Origin of the sequence: Massilia sp. TWP1-3-3, from assembly GCF_049897805.1 — a bacterium.
Classification (GTDB): Bacteria; Pseudomonadota; Gammaproteobacteria; order Burkholderiales; family Burkholderiaceae_D; genus Telluria_A.
The window spans coordinates 154,385-170,680 of the sequence record NZ_JAFCWX010000008.1; the positions used below are offsets into that span (position 1 = coordinate 154,385).

Annotated in this window: 16 protein-coding genes; 5 read left to right on the forward strand and 11 right to left on the reverse strand. The window is 64.3% G+C overall.

Annotation, left to right across the window (positions count from 1 at the left end):
- Nucleotides 1-29: 29 nt before the first annotated feature.
- Both ACP7D4_RS10265 and ACP7D4_RS10270 read right to left on the reverse strand, forming a co-directional pair.
- Nucleotides 30-467 (reverse strand): cache domain-containing protein, encoded by a 438-nt coding sequence (locus ACP7D4_RS10265; protein WP_426104139.1) that lies wholly within the window; start codon nucleotides 465-467, stop codon nucleotides 30-32.
- Between the two features lie 3 nt (nucleotides 468-470).
- The gene (locus ACP7D4_RS10270) at nucleotides 471-929 is read right to left on the reverse strand and encodes a cache domain-containing protein (RefSeq protein ID WP_426104140.1); all 459 of its coding nucleotides are present in this window, start codon (nucleotides 927-929) and stop codon (nucleotides 471-473) included.
- Nucleotides 930-1,155: 226 nt separating this feature from the next.
- Between ACP7D4_RS10270 and ACP7D4_RS10275 the strand changes: the two genes are divergently transcribed.
- The 3 genes from ACP7D4_RS10275 (at nucleotide 1,156) to ACP7D4_RS10285 (ending at nucleotide 4,866) form a co-directional block, all read left to right on the forward strand.
- Nucleotides 1,156-2,508, forward strand: coding sequence for an MFS transporter (locus ACP7D4_RS10275; RefSeq protein WP_426104141.1), 1,353 nt, complete (start codon nucleotides 1,156-1,158; stop codon nucleotides 2,506-2,508).
- Nucleotides 2,509-2,590: 82 nt separating this feature from the next.
- Nucleotides 2,591-3,928 carry a PQQ-dependent sugar dehydrogenase gene (locus ACP7D4_RS10280; RefSeq protein WP_426208963.1) on the forward strand — a complete coding sequence of 446 codons (1,338 nt, stop codon included), beginning with the start codon at nucleotides 2,591-2,593 and terminating at the stop codon, nucleotides 3,926-3,928.
- A gap of 86 nt (nucleotides 3,929-4,014) precedes the next feature.
- The gene (locus ACP7D4_RS10285) at nucleotides 4,015-4,866 is read left to right on the forward strand and encodes a fumarylacetoacetate hydrolase family protein (RefSeq protein WP_426104143.1); all 852 of its coding nucleotides are present in this window, start codon (nucleotides 4,015-4,017) and stop codon (nucleotides 4,864-4,866) included.
- A gap of 323 nt (nucleotides 4,867-5,189) precedes the next feature.
- On the opposite strand, the gene ACP7D4_RS10290 is transcribed toward ACP7D4_RS10285, so the two are convergent.
- The 8 genes from ACP7D4_RS10290 to yjgA form a co-directional block, all read right to left on the reverse strand.
- Entirely contained in the window at nucleotides 5,190-5,885 is a 696-nt protein-coding gene (locus ACP7D4_RS10290) for a hypothetical protein (protein ID WP_426208965.1), read from the reverse strand.
- 182 nt (nucleotides 5,886-6,067) lie between these two features.
- The gene (locus ACP7D4_RS10295; protein ID WP_426208966.1) at nucleotides 6,068-7,420 is read right to left on the reverse strand and encodes an aspartate aminotransferase family protein; all 1,353 of its coding nucleotides are present in this window, start codon (nucleotides 7,418-7,420) and stop codon (nucleotides 6,068-6,070) included.
- 294 nt (nucleotides 7,421-7,714) lie between these two features.
- On the reverse strand, nucleotides 7,715-7,912 hold the full coding sequence (locus ACP7D4_RS10300) for a hypothetical protein (RefSeq protein WP_426104146.1): 198 nt from the start codon (nucleotides 7,910-7,912) through the stop codon (nucleotides 7,715-7,717).
- A 1-nt stretch (nucleotide 7,913) separates the two neighbouring features.
- Nucleotides 7,914-9,032, reverse strand: coding sequence for a saccharopine dehydrogenase NADP-binding domain-containing protein (locus tag ACP7D4_RS10305; protein WP_426208968.1), 1,119 nt, complete (start codon nucleotides 9,030-9,032; stop codon nucleotides 7,914-7,916).
- A 7-nt stretch (nucleotides 9,033-9,039) separates the two neighbouring features.
- Nucleotides 9,040-9,324 carry a hypothetical protein gene (locus tag ACP7D4_RS10310; protein ID WP_426208969.1) on the reverse strand — a complete coding sequence of 95 codons (285 nt, stop codon included), beginning with the start codon at nucleotides 9,322-9,324 and terminating at the stop codon, nucleotides 9,040-9,042.
- Between the two features lie 124 nt (nucleotides 9,325-9,448).
- Nucleotides 9,449-10,120 (reverse strand): alpha/beta hydrolase, encoded by a 672-nt coding sequence (locus ACP7D4_RS10315; RefSeq protein ID WP_426208971.1) that lies wholly within the window; start codon nucleotides 10,118-10,120, stop codon nucleotides 9,449-9,451.
- A 5-nt stretch (nucleotides 10,121-10,125) separates the two neighbouring features.
- The gene (gene mog / locus ACP7D4_RS10320; RefSeq protein WP_426104150.1) at nucleotides 10,126-10,776 is read right to left on the reverse strand and encodes a molybdopterin adenylyltransferase; all 651 of its coding nucleotides are present in this window, start codon (nucleotides 10,774-10,776) and stop codon (nucleotides 10,126-10,128) included.
- Nucleotides 10,769-11,386 (reverse strand): ribosome biogenesis factor YjgA, encoded by a 618-nt coding sequence (yjgA, locus tag ACP7D4_RS10325; RefSeq protein ID WP_426104151.1) that lies wholly within the window; start codon nucleotides 11,384-11,386, stop codon nucleotides 10,769-10,771. The genes mog and yjgA overlap by 8 nt, the downstream gene beginning before the upstream one ends.
- A 91-nt stretch (nucleotides 11,387-11,477) precedes the next feature.
- Here yjgA and pmbA point away from each other — a divergent pair, with 91 nt between their 5' ends.
- Together pmbA and ACP7D4_RS10335 are read left to right on the forward strand one after the other, a co-directional pair.
- Entirely contained in the window at nucleotides 11,478-12,830 is a 1,353-nt protein-coding gene (pmbA, locus tag ACP7D4_RS10330) for a metalloprotease PmbA (protein ID WP_426208973.1), read from the forward strand.
- Between the two features lie 69 nt (nucleotides 12,831-12,899).
- The gene (locus ACP7D4_RS10335) at nucleotides 12,900-13,985 is read left to right on the forward strand and encodes a TRAP transporter substrate-binding protein (RefSeq protein ID WP_426104153.1); all 1,086 of its coding nucleotides are present in this window, start codon (nucleotides 12,900-12,902) and stop codon (nucleotides 13,983-13,985) included.
- A gap of 160 nt (nucleotides 13,986-14,145) precedes the next feature.
- Here the strand turns inward: ACP7D4_RS10335 and ACP7D4_RS10340 are convergent, their stop codons facing one another.
- Entirely contained in the window at nucleotides 14,146-16,260 is a 2,115-nt protein-coding gene (locus tag ACP7D4_RS10340; RefSeq protein WP_426208975.1) for a hybrid sensor histidine kinase/response regulator, read from the reverse strand.
- Between the last annotated feature and the right edge of the window lie 36 nt (nucleotides 16,261-16,296).

Sequence of the window (16,296 nt, forward strand, 5' to 3'; positions counted from 1 at the left end):
TCCGTGGTCCGTGGGTGGTCAGTGCGTGCTCAGTCCTGAATCCCGGCCTCGAGGACCACGTCGCCGACCCGCTCGACCCAGGTGTCGCCCACGCGCCCCTTGCCGCTGGACTTGGCAAGCTCAATCACGTCGCGCGGATGAAAGCGCGTGGCCGGGTCAAGGCCGGCATTGTCGCTGCCGGTGAACTTGGGTCCGCGCGGGTGGGCCAGCACGACGCCCGTGTACAGGTCGCGCATCGTCACCGCCAGCGTGCCTTTCACCTTGGCCGGATCGGCCGAGTGAATGCGCATCATCATTTCTTCCTTGCCCATGGCGTCGACGATGACGGCGGCGCGCTTGGTCAACAGGCGCGCCTCTTCCTCCTTGAAGGCCGGATTGGCGCGGGACGCGGCGCCGGGCGGGGCGCTCGCGCCCATGCTGGCGGCCGCAGCCAGGCTGAGCATCGCGGCCAGGATCAGGGTTTTCATGGCTTATTTCTTGTAGATACCGGCTTCGAGGACGATGTCGTCCACGCGCAGCAAGTAGGTGGTTTTTGGCTCGATCTTGCCGGTCTCGGGATTTTTGTACGTGTAGTCGACCCAGCCCTTGCCTTGCTTGGCGGCGACCTGCAGGATTTCGCGCCGGTAGGTTTTGCCGTTGGTGTCGGGCACGTCGGTCAAGTCCTTGCCAACGATGGTGCGGTTGATCGGATGGGCCAGCACGACGCCGGTTTTCAGGTCGCGCACGTACAGGTAAAGCGAGCCGTTGATGAAGGTCGGGTCCTTGGCTGCGATGCGCCGGATCACTTCATCCTTGCCCTTGATCTTGACCATGGCGGCGCCTTTTTCGACCATCGCGACAGCGTCGCGCGGGGTCGGATCGGTGGTGGCGCCGGCCAGGCTTGACGCGAGCAAGAGGCAGGCGGCGCTAAAGTGAACGAGCTGTTTCATGTGAGTGTCCTTTGTAAGTTTATGTGGCCCAATATTGCTCAGGTGCATTCCCAATGTACGCTTGCTGCTTGTACGCAACTTGCGGTTACGCAAGAGCACTGCGGCTACTACTTACGTTGATTCCAAGCAATTAGAATTCCCTGAAAGATAGTAACGTCCCTATTCACAACGTCGGTTTCCCGTTGTTCAAAAACCGCCCCAGGCCGCTACTTCCCAGGAGTTCACCGTGACCGATCCCACCGCGTTTCCCGAGTCGCACAAAGGCGCCGGCCCCGCCGGCCTCGGCATCTTTTTCTACGTGTTCCTGCCGTTCGCGCTGGGCCACTTCCTGTCGCTGCTGCTGCGCAACGCCAACGCCGTGCTGGCGCCCTACCTGGTCGATTCGCTTGGTCTGGGCACGGCCGAGCTGGGCATGCTGACCAGCGCCTTTTACTTTGCCGTGGTGCTGGCGCAGTTGCCGGTGGGCGCCGCCATCGACCGCCACGGCTCGCGCAAGACGCTGCTGGTGCTGCTGCTATTGGCCGCCTGCGGCACCTTGATGTTCGCGCATGGCCGCTCCTACATAGACCTGATGGTGGCGCGTTTCATCATGGGCTTCGGGGTGGGCGGCACGCTGCTGGCCGGGGTCAAGGGGATCGCGCCGTGGCTGCCGCCGAGCAAGCTGCCTTCGCTACACGGCTACCTGATGGCGGCCGGCGGGCTGGGCGCGGCTTCGGCCACGCTGCCGGTGCGCCTGGTGCTCGACTACACCGACTGGCGCGCGCTGTTTACGCTGCTCGCTGCCGTCACCGCCGCCGTCGCGCTGCTGATCTGGTTTGTCACGCCGCGCACCTTCGTCAAACCGGCGCAGGCCGCGCTGCCAACCGGGCGCGCGCTGGCCGAAGTATGGCGCCATCCGAGTTTTCGCCGGGTGATCGCGCTGGTGCTGGCCTCGCATACGATCTTCCTGGGCTTGCAGGGACTGTGGATCGGACGCTGGCTGGCCGACGTTGGCCACATGTCCAATTCCTCGGTTGCCTTCCTGCTGTACTTGACCATGGCGGCCGTGATTTTCGGCGCCATCGGGGTGGGCATCATCACCGAATGGGCCGGGCGGCGCGGCATCGGCCCGCATGACGTGGCCGCCATCGGGGTCGGCCTGTTTTTGCTGCTGCAAGGGGCGATGGCGATCGGCTTTGCGCCCAGCTTTCCGCTGCTGGCGGTGCTGTTCGCGCTGATCGGCACCATCACCGGCATTGAATACACGCTGGTCGCGCAAAGCATGCCGGCGGCGCTGAGCAGCCGCGCCTCCGCCTGCCTGAACATGCTCATTTTCGCCGGCGCCTGCGTGGTGCAGGGCGGCTTTGGCCAGATCCTCAACTGCTGGACGCCGGACGCGCTGGGCCACTATCCGGCGCAGGCATACCGGGCCGCCTTTGTGGTGCTGATTGCGCTGCAGGTGCCAGGACTGGTGCTGTTCGCCCTGCGCCGCTTTCGCCAGCAACTGCAGCCGCTGGCGGACTTGGCCTGCGCGGACGAGGCCTTGCCGTGCATGCCTGCCGGGCTGGCAGGACGCGGGCGCGAACAAAGTACGGCGTAAAGATGGCGCGCCGTAGGCGGCGTTGCCGAATGCGCAAATGGTCTAGAATTCTCCGCAGAGATGCCTACCAGGAGAGTTTTCAATGTCTACCGTTTTCACCTTGCGCGCCCGTCCAGTCCCGCTGCTGCTGATGTCGTCTGTTCTGCTGGCGCTGGCCGGCTGCGCCGACAAGGCAATGCTGCCGCCGGTGGCCAGCACCGGGCCCGCGCCGGCGCTGCCCCAGCCCGTTAAAAGCCTCATTCCCACGGTCGATATCGCGCCCGCCAAGGGTTGGCCTGCCGGCGTCACGCCGCGCGCGGCCAGCGGCTTTGCGGTGGCCGCTTTCGCCACTGGCCTGACCCATCCGCGCTGGCTGTACGTACTGCCCAACGGCGACGTGCTGGTGGCCGAAACGAACGCGCCGCCGCGCCCCGACGAAGGCAAGGGCATCAAGGGCTGGGTGATGGGAAAGGTCATGAAAAAAGCGGGAGCGGCGGTGCCCAGCCCGAACCGCATCGTACTGCTGCGCGACGCCGACCATGACGGCGTGGCCGAAGTGAAGACTGAATTCATCAAGGGACTCAATTCGCCGTTCGGCATGGCGCTGGTCGGCTCCACGCTGTATGTGGCCAACACCGACGCCGTCGTCGCGTTCCCGTACACGCCCGGGCAGACCGCGATCTCCGCCGTGCCGGTGCCGGTGGCCCCGCTGCCGGGCGGCACGCTCAATCACCACTGGACCAAGAACATCATCGCCAGCAAGGACGGCGCCAAGCTGTACGCCACCGTCGGCTCGAATAGTAATGTCGCCGAAAACGGCATCGACAAGGAACAGGGGCGCGCCGCCATTGTCGAAATCGACCTGGCCAGCAAGGCCACGCGCCTGTTCGCGTCCGGCCTGCGCAACCCCAATGGCATGGGCTGGCAGCCGCAAAGCGGGGCCTTGTGGACAGTGGTGAACGAACGCGATGAACTGGGCAGCGACCTGGTGCCCGACTACCTGACGTCGGTGCGCGACGGTGCTTTCTACGGCTGGCCGTACTCCTACTACGGCAACCATGTCGACGAGCGCGTCAAGCCGCCGCGCCCCGACCTGGTGGCCAAGGCCGTCGCGCCCGACTACGCGCTGGGCACCCACGTGGCGCCGCTGGGCATGGTGTTCTACGAGGGCACGCTGTTCCCGCCGCAGTTCGCCGGCGGCGCCTTTGTCGGCCAGCACGGCTCGTGGAACCGCACGCCGCTCAATGGCTACAACGTGGTGTTCGTCCCGTTCGCCAACGGCAAGCCGAATGGTGCGCCGATCGAGCTGCTGGCCGGCTTTGTCAACCAGGCTGGAGATGCCTACGGACGCCCGGTCGGCGTGGCAGTCGACAAGGCGGGCGCGCTGCTGGTGGCCGACGACGTGGGCAACGCGGTGTGGCGCGTCACGCCCGCCAGGTAGACCGGTACGCTACAATCGCGGTCGTGCACGGTAGTGCCCATGTGTACACGACAGTATATTCACGCACCGCGATTGGAAACCCCACAATGAAACTGGTCCGCTACGGCCGCCCTGGCAAAGAAAAACCCGGCATGCTCGACGAAGAAGGTCGCCTGCGCGACTTGTCGGGCATCGTCGCCGATATCGATCCATCGCTACTGTCGGAGAAGGCGCTGCGCAAGCTCGCCAAGGTCGACTACAAGACGCTGCCGCTGGTGCGCGGCAATCCCCGCCTCGGCGTGCCGGTGGCGGGCGTGCGCAAGTTCATCGGCATCGGCCTCAATTACGCCGATCACGCGGCCGAGACGGGCGCGCCGATTCCGACCGAACCGATCATCTTCATGAAGGCCATCACGTGCCTGAACGGGCCGGACGACCCGGTCATGCTGCCGCAGGGGTCGAAAAAAACCGACTGGGAAGTCGAACTCGGGGTGGTGATCGGCACGCGCGCGCAGTACGTCAGCGAAGAAGACGCGCTTGCGTATGTGGCCGGGTACTGCGTCGTCAACGATGTCTCGGAGCGGCAGTACCAGAAGGAGCGCGGCCCGCAATGGGACAAGGGCAAGGGGTGCGACACCTTCGGCCCGGTCGGCCCGTGGCTGGTCACCCGCGACGAAGTCATCGACGTCCAGCGCCTGGACCTGTACCTGGAATTGAACGGCAAGCGCATGCAGACCGGTTGCACCGAGACGATGATTTTTTCAGTCGCGCAGATTGTCAGCTATGTGTCGCGCTTCATGACGCTCGAGCCGGGCGACATCATCGCCACCGGCACCCCGCCGGGCGTGGGCGATGCGCGCACGCCCAAGCGCTTCCTGAAAAAAGGCGACAAGCTGCGGCTGGGAATTGCCGGCCTGGGCGAGCAGCAGGCCGAGGTGCTGGCGTACAGCAAGGCTTGAATATATAAAATAGATTAGCCGCAAGTTGGGCGTGTCCGGGGTGGAGTGCCCTGTGCGCGCCCTCGGGCGTTTTGTCTCGTTTGATGTCGCATTTTGTCGAATTTGCCGGTCGCCTTGTCGCGTTTTGCGCTGCACGCGAAAACAAGACGTTGCATGGGACGGATGCGACAAAACGAGACATTGGATTCGACAAAACGCACGAGCGATTGCGGCGGCGCTGCCATGCTGCTGCTGCAACAGCTTGGCATTAGGAACTGTCGCGTATGCAAGGCCAGGGCCGCCAGTTGGCGCGGTGATTTTTCGGGCGCGAACGGGCGGCGTGATCAGCGGTAATTCAAGCGGTAGGCTTTTTCCGCAAGTTGAAACTTGGCAAGCCTTACAAGGTCTTCGGACGGTTCTCCTCCCGAACGCTGCTCCCGCAGCTCGCCAAGGTTGGCGATCAAATACGTTGGCGTCATGATCAGCCCGAAGGGCACGCCCCACCACCCCAAGAAAAAGGTAAACAGGAAAGACTTGAAATTCTGTTTGCGCCCGCAGGCAACGCAGCAAAAGCGGCTTTTCCGTTGATAGCTGGTGAAGTAAAGGGCGGACACCACGCGGTAATGATAACGAATTTCAATCACGCTTTCGGATGAGCCGCAGTCGGGGCAGGCACCAGAGCGCATTGCCAGCGCCCGCGCGCCGATCTGCCCCGCGCTGAGGTCGACTGCCGCTTCGCTGATGCGCGCGGCATGCAGGCAGTCTGCCGAGCAAAACTGTTGCCCCTGGTCGAAAAGTGGTTTTTTCTTTGCACTGTTACCGCAATAATCGCACTCGATCGTGCCCCGGGGACGCCGGATGTTGGCCTTTTGCGTCGCCTTGGTTCGGGCGTCGAGCTGGCCTGCCGTGATGCCGCGTTGTCCCAGCAATGTCACGACGGCGTCGCGTGCGTTATCGGCTAAGTCACCGGACAGTTTGAAGAGCAAGGCCTCGGTGTCGAGGTCGGCGAATTGCTCAACAAAATACTCTTTGGGATACATCAATGGGCGCTTTCGTCTTGTCGACAATCGCGCTCGATCATGCAAGGGCCTTGCAGGCGACGAACGCGACGAGTGCGACGAATGCGACGAATGCGACGAATGCGATGAATGCGATGAATGCACACACGCGACAAGAACAGGCATTGTAGTCGACTCACCGCCGGCGGGGGCCGCAGAGCACGCTACCACCCCGGCTGCGGCTTAAGCTTAGCTCCCGGCAACGCCGCGTTGATCGCGTCGGCGAGGCGCGACACGATCTCCGACAGGTCGGCATCGGTGGCGATAAAAGGCGGCGCGATCAAGACGTGGTCGCCATGCAGACCATCGATCGTGCCGCCGCCCGGATACACCATCAAGCCGCGCGCCATGGCCTGCTTTTTGATCAGCGCGTGCACCTTGAGCGCGGGATCGAAAGGCGCTTGCGACACCCGGTCGCGCACCAGTTCGAGCGCCATGAACAGGCCGCGGCCGCGAATATCGCCGACGTACTCGTGGCTGCCAAAGGCGTCGCGCAGCATGCGGCGCAGCGCCTCGCCGCGCTGGCGTACGGCCGCCAGCAGGTCGTCGCGTTCGATCACCTTTTGCACGGCCAGCGCCGCCGCCGCAGCCACCGGATGGCCGGTGTAGGCGTGGCCGTTCTGGAACACGCCGCTGCCGCTGCGCAAACGCTCGACCAGCGCGCCGCGTGCCAGCACCGCGCCGATCGGCTGGTAGCCGGCGCCCAGGCCATTGCCGATGACGGCGATGTCGGGCGAGATGCCATCTTGTTCGAGCGCGTGCATGGTGCCGGTGCGGCCCATGCCGCACATGACCTCGTCGGCGATCAGCAAAATGCCGTACTTGTCGCACAGCGTGCGCACACCGCGAAAGTAGCCGGCCGTGGGCGCGATCGCACCGCCGGTGGCGCCAACCACCGGCTCGGCGCAAAAGCCGATCACCTTTCCCGGCCCGGCCGCCAGGATCGCCGCTTCGAGTTCCTGCAGCAGCGCGAGCGTGTAATCCTCGCGCGACTGGCCTTCGGCGCGGTCGCGGTATTCGTAGCACGGGGCCACGCGCGGCACGTCCATCAGCAGCGGCGCGAACTGGTGGCGGCTCCAGGCGCTGTCGCCCACGGCCAGCGCGCCCAGCGTATTGCCATGGTAGCTCTGGCGGCGCGCGATGAACACGGTGCGCTCGCTGGCACCGCTCTCGACAAAATACTGGCGCGCCAGCTTGAGGGCGGTCTCCATCGCCTCGGAGCCGCCGGAGACCAGGTAGACTTCGCTCAAGCCCTCGGGGGCGCCCGCTACCAGGCGCTCGGCCAGTTCCTCGGCCACGTCGGTAGTGAAAAAGGCGGAATGGGCGTAGGCGTTGCGGTCGATCTGGCGGTGGATCGCGGTCAGGATATCGGGGTGGCCGTGGCCGAGCGTGGAGACGGTCGCGCCGCCGCAAGCGTCGATATAGGTGTTGCCGAGACTGTCGCGCACCAGCATTCCCTGCGCGCTGATGGCGACCGGCGGCTTGTCCCCCAGCCTGCGGTGCATGATGCGGCTCATGACGTTCCTCGCTCGAAATTATTGACAGTTGACAATAATCTGAGAAGGACCGGGGACTTTTGATATTTCCCGTGTGGAAAGCAAATAATCGATGAGGAGTCCTATAAGGGCCGCCCCATCTGCCGGCAATCGAAAAAAAGTTAGCTACCCCGTAGGTCGGAAAAGCGCAGCGCATTCCGACACTGCATGCGTCACATTGACGCTGGCAATGTCGGAATGCGCTGCGCTTTTCCGACCTACGGCCTACGGTGTACAGCCCTTCGCAGTGCCAAGCCGTCCGCGAGGACGACGCTGCTAAGCCAGCGCTTCCTTGGCCGCTTCCTCAGGCGTCAACCCATCATAAAACTGGTCGGTAAACCACTCGACCTGCTCTTCAATATGATCCTGCGCCTGCTTGACCGTGGCGCCGCCCTTCACCAGAAAACCTTCCACCTCGATACACCAGTGAATCAATGCCAGTGTTTCTTCGTCCAGTTCTTCTTTCTTGGCCATCTCATTCCCCTTTCAATGCATCGTTATTGGCGACAATCTCGCTCACCATATTCCATTTTGCAAACTCCGGTTCAAACTCGGCCAGCGTCAGCTGGCTGATGCTGGTGAACGCACCCGCCTCGAACGGCGCCCCCGCCGCCAGCCGGCGCGCCAGCAGGATCGCCGGCATGCACGGGATCTCGGGACCGTTGTCGTCGTCGGCCGCAATGTGCCATGCCAGGGAAGCGGCCACGCCCGCGCCATCGACCCCGCGCACGCGCACCACCATGCCGCCCAGCGCGCTGCCGAACGGGTCCAGCAGATCGGCGGCGCGGTCCATGAAGCCAGCCAGGCCTTCAGGCCTGGAAATCACCCCCCAGCGCCGCAAGGCCCCGATGACTGCTAGAGCCCGCTGGCTGACGCCCACTTCCAGCGCGGCCCGAAACATCACCGACTGCACGCCCTTGTAATACGCAGGGAACAGCTCAAGGTCCGGAATGTCGCACAGCGCCCCGATGCGCGGCTTGAGACGCGCGAACTGCACCCGGCTCGGTGCGCACCACCCGTACTGCGTCTCCCATCGCCCGCCGTGCCAGACTTCGATTGGCGCACCGCAGTAACTGAGCACGCTGGCCATCGTGGCGATCCCGCGCGGCGCCGTTTGCGCCGGCGCGATGCAGTAGTCAATCTCGCTGACGCTGCGCCAGCCCTGGGTGAGGTGATCGATGACCGCCGACGACAGGGCGGGCACGGTGCTGGCGCCGGTGACGGCCTTGCGGCCCTGGCGCCGGAACCATGGGTCCAGCGTGGCCGCAAAATCGCACACGAAACGCCGTCCGTCGGCCAGGTCGATGTAATGGGCGCCCGCCGCAGCGCTGGCCAGCGCCACGGCGTAGCCTTGTTCCTGGAACGGACCTGCGGTATGGATGACGAGCTCGGCGCCGAGCGCGGTCAGTGTGCGCCCGAGGTGTTCGTCGGTGATGTCGATGACGGCCGAAGCGGCGTCGCATTCGGCGGCCAGCGCGGCCGCCTTGACGCCGCTGCGCCCGGCGACGACCAGCTCGATCCCCGGCCAGTTGGCCAGCGCGCGGCAGATGCGGCTGCCAAAGTTCCCATAGCCGCCAAGGACGATGGTTTTCAAGCGCGGCTTACGAGGCCAGGCCTTTGACGAGCAGGCTGGCAACGGCTTCGTTCAAGTCGACGCCGGCCGTTTTGGCGTGTTCCTGCAGCTGCTTGACCAGGTCTGCATTGAGCTTGACGGCAAATGGGACCAGGCCCAGGGCGCGTTCGCGCTCGCGCAATTCCTTGCGGTCGACGACGGCGTTGTCGGCGTTGCCGGCGTTGCCCGCGTTGCCAAATACGGCGGCGCCGGGAGCTGCCATCTTGCCCATCAATTTTTTGGCGTCGCTCTTTGCCATTCCGGTTTTTTTCATTTGCTGCTTTCAGTGTAAGTGTTCATCGTAGGGCGGAAAAGCGAAGCGCATTCCGCCGACGGGTGCGCCTTCGTAACGCCGGCATGGCGGAATGCGCGATCGCTTTTCCGCCCTACGTTTTTAATCAGGCCAACAATACTTTTTTAAGCCAGGCGCCGATATCGTCGACTTCTTCCTGGCACAGCGAGTGCTGCATCATGTATTCGTGCCACTCGACCTGGTAGCCAAGCGCCTTGAGCAAGTCGCGCGACTGCTCCGCGCGGGCAATCGGAATCACACCATCCTGCACGCCGTGCACCATGAAGATCGGGGTGGCCACGCTGGCGTCATGCCGCTCATTGGACAGGTTGGCCGCGAGCGGCACATACCCCGACAGGCACATCAGTCCGGCCAGTTTTTCGGGATGGCGCAAGCCGGTCTGCAAGGCCATCGCACAACCTTGCGAGAACCCGGCCAGGATAATCCGGCCCGCTGGAATGCCGCGTTCCTTCTCGCGCGCAATCAGCGCCTCGACCTGCAATTGCGACGCGCGCAGCCCCTTTTCATCTTCGCGCTTGACCAGATCCTGCCCCATGATGTCGTACCAGGCTCGCATCACATAGCCGCCGTTCACCGTCACGGGCATGGTCTGCGCATGCGGGAACACGAAACGGATCGCCGGCAGACCGGCCAGGTCGAGCTCTTTGACCAACGGCACGAAGTCGTTGCCATCGGCGCCCAGGCCGTGCATCCAGATGATCGCGACCGTCGGATTGGGCGCGCTTTCCACTTCAATATTGTCGAGTAGTTGGCTCATGTTTTTCAATTGGTAGACTGCGCGCTTATCTGCGCTTTCAGCGCCGACTTGGGCCGGAACGCCTTGCACACGGCAGCATGGGTGTCGATGTACGGACCGCCGATCAGGTCCACGCAATACGGCACGGCGGCAAAAATGCCCGGTACGATTTGCTTGCCGTCGGCGTCCTTCGAACCTTCAAGCGTTTCCTTGATGGCCTTGGGCTGCCCGGGCAGATTCATGATCAGCGCCGCGTGGCCGTCGATCTCGCGGATCACCGCCGTCTGGCGCGACAGGATCGCGGTCGGCACGAACTGCAGGCTGATCTGGCGCATCTGCTCGCCGAAGCCGGGCATGTCGCGCGTCCCCACGGCCAGCGTCGCCTCGGGCGTCACGTCGCGCCGCGAAGGTCCGGTGCCGCCGGTGGTCAAGACCAGGTCGCACCGGGCCACGTCCACCAGTTCGATCAGCGTCGCTTCGATCTGCGCGCGCTCGTCGGCAATCAATCGCTGTTCGATGCGGTAGGGCGAGGCGAGGGCGGCGGCCAGCCAGTCGGCCAGCGCCGGCAAGCCCTGGTCTTGATAGACGCCGGCGCTGGCGCGGTCCGAGACCGACACCAGGCCGATCACCAGTTCGGCCACCGGTTCGGCCGTCACGCCGCCGGCCAAATCAGGCATCGCCGGACTCGTCATCGTCAAGCTCGGCGTCGGCGTCGGTTGCGGCCGCAGATGCTGCGCCGGCCTTGCCCTTCTTGGCCAGGTCCTTGAGGATCTGGTAAATTTCGCGATAGGCCTTGGGCGGCTTGTTCTCGGCCTGCTCCTTGCGCGCATTGCGGATCAGCGTGCGCAGGTGCTGCACGTCCAGTTCCGGATGCTCGGCCAGCAAGACGGTGAGCGCCTTGTCGTCGGCCAGCAGCTTGTCGCGGCGGCGCTCGAGCGCATGCAGGGCGGCGGTGTCGGCCTTGGACATGCCTTTCCAGCTGTCGATGGTCTGCTGGATGACGGCAATTTCAGCTTCGTCGAGGGTGCGCATTTTTTTGCCGACGAACTGCATCTGGCGCCGGCGGCCCTCGTGATTGGTAATCGTCTGGCACATCAGAATCGCATCGCGCACGTCCTCCGGCATCGGTACGCGCTTGACGCGGTCGCGCGCTTCGGCGACCAGCTCTTCGCCCAGCTTTTGCAAGTCGCTCATCTGGCGCTTGAGTTCGGACTTGGAAGGCCGCTCGTACTCTTGTTCGAATTCGGAGGATTGGAACCCGCAGGCACCGCGATTAGGATTTGGCATGATATAGATCCGATAGGCGCAAGGCCGACCGGTGAAAACTGTAAACGACTGCTATCATACCCTTTTAACCGCACAGTCGAAGAAAACACCCATGACCGAATCCGTTTTCATCCATACCCAGGATCAGCTCAGAGAGCTGGCGCGCGACGTGCTGGCCTTTGCCAGGCAGATCGGCGGCACCGATTGCGCGGTCGAAATCAGCGAAGGCAGCGGCCTGTCGGTCTCGGTGCGCAAGGGTCAGATCGAGACGATCGAGCAAAACAAGGACAAGGGCATGGGCGTGACGGTCTACAGCGGCCAAAAGCGCGGCAATGCCAGCACCTCCGACTTTTCCACCGCTGCCCTGCGCGCCACAGTGGAGGCGGCCTACAACATTGCCCGCTTCACGGCCGAAGACGACTGCGCGGGCCTGGCCGACGCCGACATGCTCGAGATGGCCCCGCGCGACCTGCGCCTGTGCTACCCCTGGCAAGTGACGACCGAGCAGGCGGTGGCGCTGGCCCAGCGCGCCGAAGCTGCCGCCTTTGGCGTGGATAAACGCATCACCAATTCCGAAGGCGCCAGCGTGCACGCGCAGCAGTCCCATTTTGTGGCGGCCAATTCGCGCGGCTTCATCGGCGGCTATCCGTTCTCGCGCCACACCCTGTCGGTCGCGCCCATTGCCGGCAAGGGCGCCAAAATGCAGCGCGACGACTGGTACACCTCGGTGCGCGACGCGCGCAACATGGCCGACCCGGAGCACGTGGGCCGCTACGCCGCCGAGCGCGCGCTGGCGCGCCTGAATGCGCGCAAACTTGACACCCGCACCTGCCCGGTACTGTTCGAAGCGCCGCTGGCCGCCGGCTTGCTGGGCGCTTTTGTGCAGGCGGTGTCGGGCGGCTCGCTGTACCGCAAGTCCAGCTTCCTGCTCGATTCGCTCGGCACGGCCGCCTTTGCGCCCCACATCCAGATCCTGGAAGACCCGCATGTTGTTGGCGGCGTGGGCGCCGCCCCGTTTGACGAAGAAGGCGTGCGCACCGTGCGCCGCAATGTGGTCCAGGACGGCGTAGTGCAAGGTTACTTCCTGTCGTCGTACTCGGCGCGCAAGCTGGGCATGCAAACCACCGGCAACGCTGGCGGCGCGCATGGCCTCACGCTGTCCTCATCCGCCACCAAACGCAGCGACGACTTCGCCGGCATGCTGCGCAAGATGGGCCGCGGCCTGCTGGTGACCGAACTGATGGGGCAGGGCACCAACTACGTCACCGGCGACTACTCGCGCGGCGCCTCCGGCTTTTGGGTCGAGAATGGCGAAATCCAGTATCCGGTCGAGGAAATCACCATCGCCGGCAACATGAAAGACATGTTCCAGCAGATCGTTGCGGTCGGCAACGACGTTTTGACGCGCGGTAGCAAGGTCACCGGTTCCATCCTGATCGAAAAGATGGTGGTCGGCGGGAGTTAAAATCGTTGCATGGTTGCCCAGTCAAACATACACTAGGCCGGGCAACCACAACAACACGGAGACTTCTACATGCAACGCCGTTCCTTCATCACCAAGGCTGCCGTCGGCGCCTCGGCCGGCATCATCGCCGCCCCCAGCATTGCGCAAGCCAATCCCACCATCAACTGGCGCCTGGCCAGCAGCTTTCCCAAAACGCTGGACACCATCTTCGGCGCGTCGGACACGCTCACCAAGCGCGTCTCGCAACTGACCGGCGGCAAGTTCAACATCCGTGTGTTCGCTGCGGGCGAAATCGTCCCCGGCTTGCAAGTGATGGATGCGGTGCAGGCCGGTACGGTGGAAATGGGCCACAGCGCGTCGTACTACTATTTCGGCAAGGACGCCACGTTCGCCTTCGATTGCGCGGTGCCGTTCGGCCTCACGTCGCGCCAGCATACCGCGTGGTACGAGCAGGGCGGCGGCAAGGAATTGATGCGCGACTTTTTCAAGGGCTACGGCATCGTCAACTTCTTGGGCGGCAATTCCGGCACGCAGATGGGTGGCTGGTTCCGCAAGGAGATCAAGACCGTGGCCGACCTGAAGGGCACCAAGATGCGCGTGGGCGGCTTTGCCGGCAAGGTCATGGAACGCTTGGGCCTGGTGCCGCAGCAGCTGGCGGGCGGCGACATCTATCCGGCGCTGGAAAAAGGCACCATCGACGCGGCCGAGTGGGTCGGCCCGTACGACGATGAAAAGCTGGGCCTGTACAAGGTGGCGCCGTACTACTACGCGCCGGGCTGGTGGGAAGCCGGCGCGAGTTTCTCGTTTTACGTGGGCGTAAAGGAATGGGAAAAACTGCCGAAGGAATACCAGGCGGCGCTGGAAGTGGCGACCTACGAAGCGCACGTCGTGATGCAGGCTGAATACGACGCCAAGAACCCGGCGGCGCTGGCGCGGCTGCTGAAAAACGGCGTCAAGCTGCGCACGTTCTCGAAAGACATCATGGCTGGCTGCCACAAGGCGGCAATCGACGTGATGGCTGAAGAAGCGGCCAAGAACGCCAAGTTCAAGAAAGTGTACGAACCGTGGCAGCGTTTCCGCCAAGATCAGAACATGTGGGCGTCGGTGTCTGAAGCCACCATGCAGCAATACCTGATCAGCGCCGGCCGCAAATAAGCCTTACCTCGCCGCGATCCTCGTCACGTAGGGCGGAAAAGGCCGTAGGCCGCATTCCGCCATGCGTCTCGGCGGCGCTTGTCGGAATGCGGGCTTCGCCCTTTTCCGACCTACCCGGTCATTTTGCTATCACGATGTAGTGAAGGCGCGGCTGCCCCTTCTACACTCCCGCCAACACACTGTGCCCGGCCACGATGCGCAGCAGCTTTTGCGCATCGACCGGCTTGACCATGTGATGATCGAACCCCGCCGCGAACGCGCGCTGGCGGTCGCTTTCCTGACCATACCCGGTCACCGCGATCAGCAACGCGCGCTCCAGCCCGCGCACTTCGCGCAAACGGCGCGCCAATTCATAACCGTCCATATCCGGCAGCCCGATGTCGAGAATGCAGATCGCCGGCAGCGCCTCGGTGGCCAGCTTCAGTCCCGCCAGCGACCTGTTCTCCACCATCACCTCATGCCCCGACGCTTCAAGCAGCATGCCCAGCATCGTGGCCGCGTCCGCATTGTCGTCAACAATCATGATGCGTTCATTCGCGTCGGCCGCTTCCAGCCGCGGATGCTTGCGCCGCTCGACCGGCTCGGGCAAGGCCTCAAAGCGCGGCAGGCGCAGCGAAAAACTGCTGCCGCAGTTGGCGCCTTCCGAAAAACAGCTGACCTGCCCGCCGTGCAGCGCGACCAGGCTCTTGACCAGCGCCAGTCCCAGTCCCAACCCGCCCTGCGACCGGTCGGAGGTGCGCTCGGCCTGCGCGAACAGGTCGAACACGCGCGTTTGCAGCTCGGGCGCAATGCCAATGCCGTCGTCGATGACGCGCACGATCACCTGCGACGGCTCGGTCGCCATCGTCAGGCGCACATGGCCGCCCTCGGGCGTGTACTTGGCCGCGTTGTTGAGTAAATTGGTGATCACCTGGACCAGCCGCGTCTCGTCGCCCAGCACCTGCGCCGTCTCCGGCGGCAGCTCCAGCGTGAGCCGGTGGTTGCGCGCGCCGATCAAGGGGCGCACCTGCTCCACGGCGCTGGCCACCACGTTCTTCATGTCTTGCGGCGCCTGGTTGAGCGTGACTTGGCCGCGCGTCACGCGCGACACGTCGAGCAAGTCGTCCACCAGCCCCGTCATGTGGCGCACCTGGCGGCTGATCACGGCGCTGGTGCGGCGCACGCGCTCCGCGTCCTGGGGCGAGCGTTCCATCAGTTCGGCGGCGGCCGAAATGGGCGCGAGCGGGTTGCGCAATTCGTGCGCGAGCATCGCCAAAAATTCATCCTTGCGCTGGTTCGACTCGCGCAGTTGGCCTTGCGCCTGCGCGCTTTCAACCGCCGACCAGGTGCGCTCGGCCATCTCTTGCGCCATCCGCACGTCGCTGTCGTGCCAGGCGCGCGCAACGTCGCTGTGCATCGACAAAATCGCAATCAGTTTGCCCCCTTTGACCAGCGGCACCGAGACCATGGCGCCAACGCCCATCGCCCGATAGGCGCTGGCGAAAGGCGCGGTGAAAACATCGGTGAACACGTCGGCCACGGCAATCGGGTGGCCCGCGCGCAGGCGCGCGATCACCTGCGGGCCGAAGTCGTCAAGCCGGCGGATTTCGCCCGCCACGCTGAGCGCGCCCTTGGCCAGCCAGTCGCGCCGGATATAAAAGGTGCCGCGCTCGTCGTCCACTTCGGCATACAGCACGCGCGCGACCTGGGTGGCGCGGCCCAGGCTTTCGCTGGCTGCAGCGACAATCGCCTCGCTCGAGGTGAGCGCGCGCAAGGTGTCGGACAGGTGCAGCTGGAACGCTTGCACCTGGCGCGCTTCGACATTGGCGGTCGTTTCCACCACCGCGCAATAGATCCCTCCGACCCCGCCGCCGGAACCTGCCACGGGCGAATACGAGAACGTGAACCAGGCACGCTGCACGCTGGCGTCGCGCTTGATCATCAGCGGCAAGTCTTCAAAGTAGCTGGAGCGCCCGGCCATGGCGTCGGCGGCAATCGGCGCGATGACTGGCCAGATCTCGCCCCACACCTGCTCGAAACGCTGGCCCAGGCCACCCGGGTGCTTGTCGCCCATGATGGTGGCGTAGTCGTCGTTGTAGAGGAAAATCAGTTTGGGCCCCCACGCGACAAACATAGGAAAGCGCGAATTGAGCATGAGGTTGACGACGGCCGACAGTTCGCTCGGCCACGCTGCCGGCGGCCCAAGCGGGCAGGCTTGCCAGTCGATGCTGCGCAAGCAGGCGCGCACCGCGCCGGGGCCGTCAAAGTTGCTGTACTGGTGCGAAAAATTGGTCATGAAATATTTTCTCATGAATAAGCTTTTCGCCGCAGT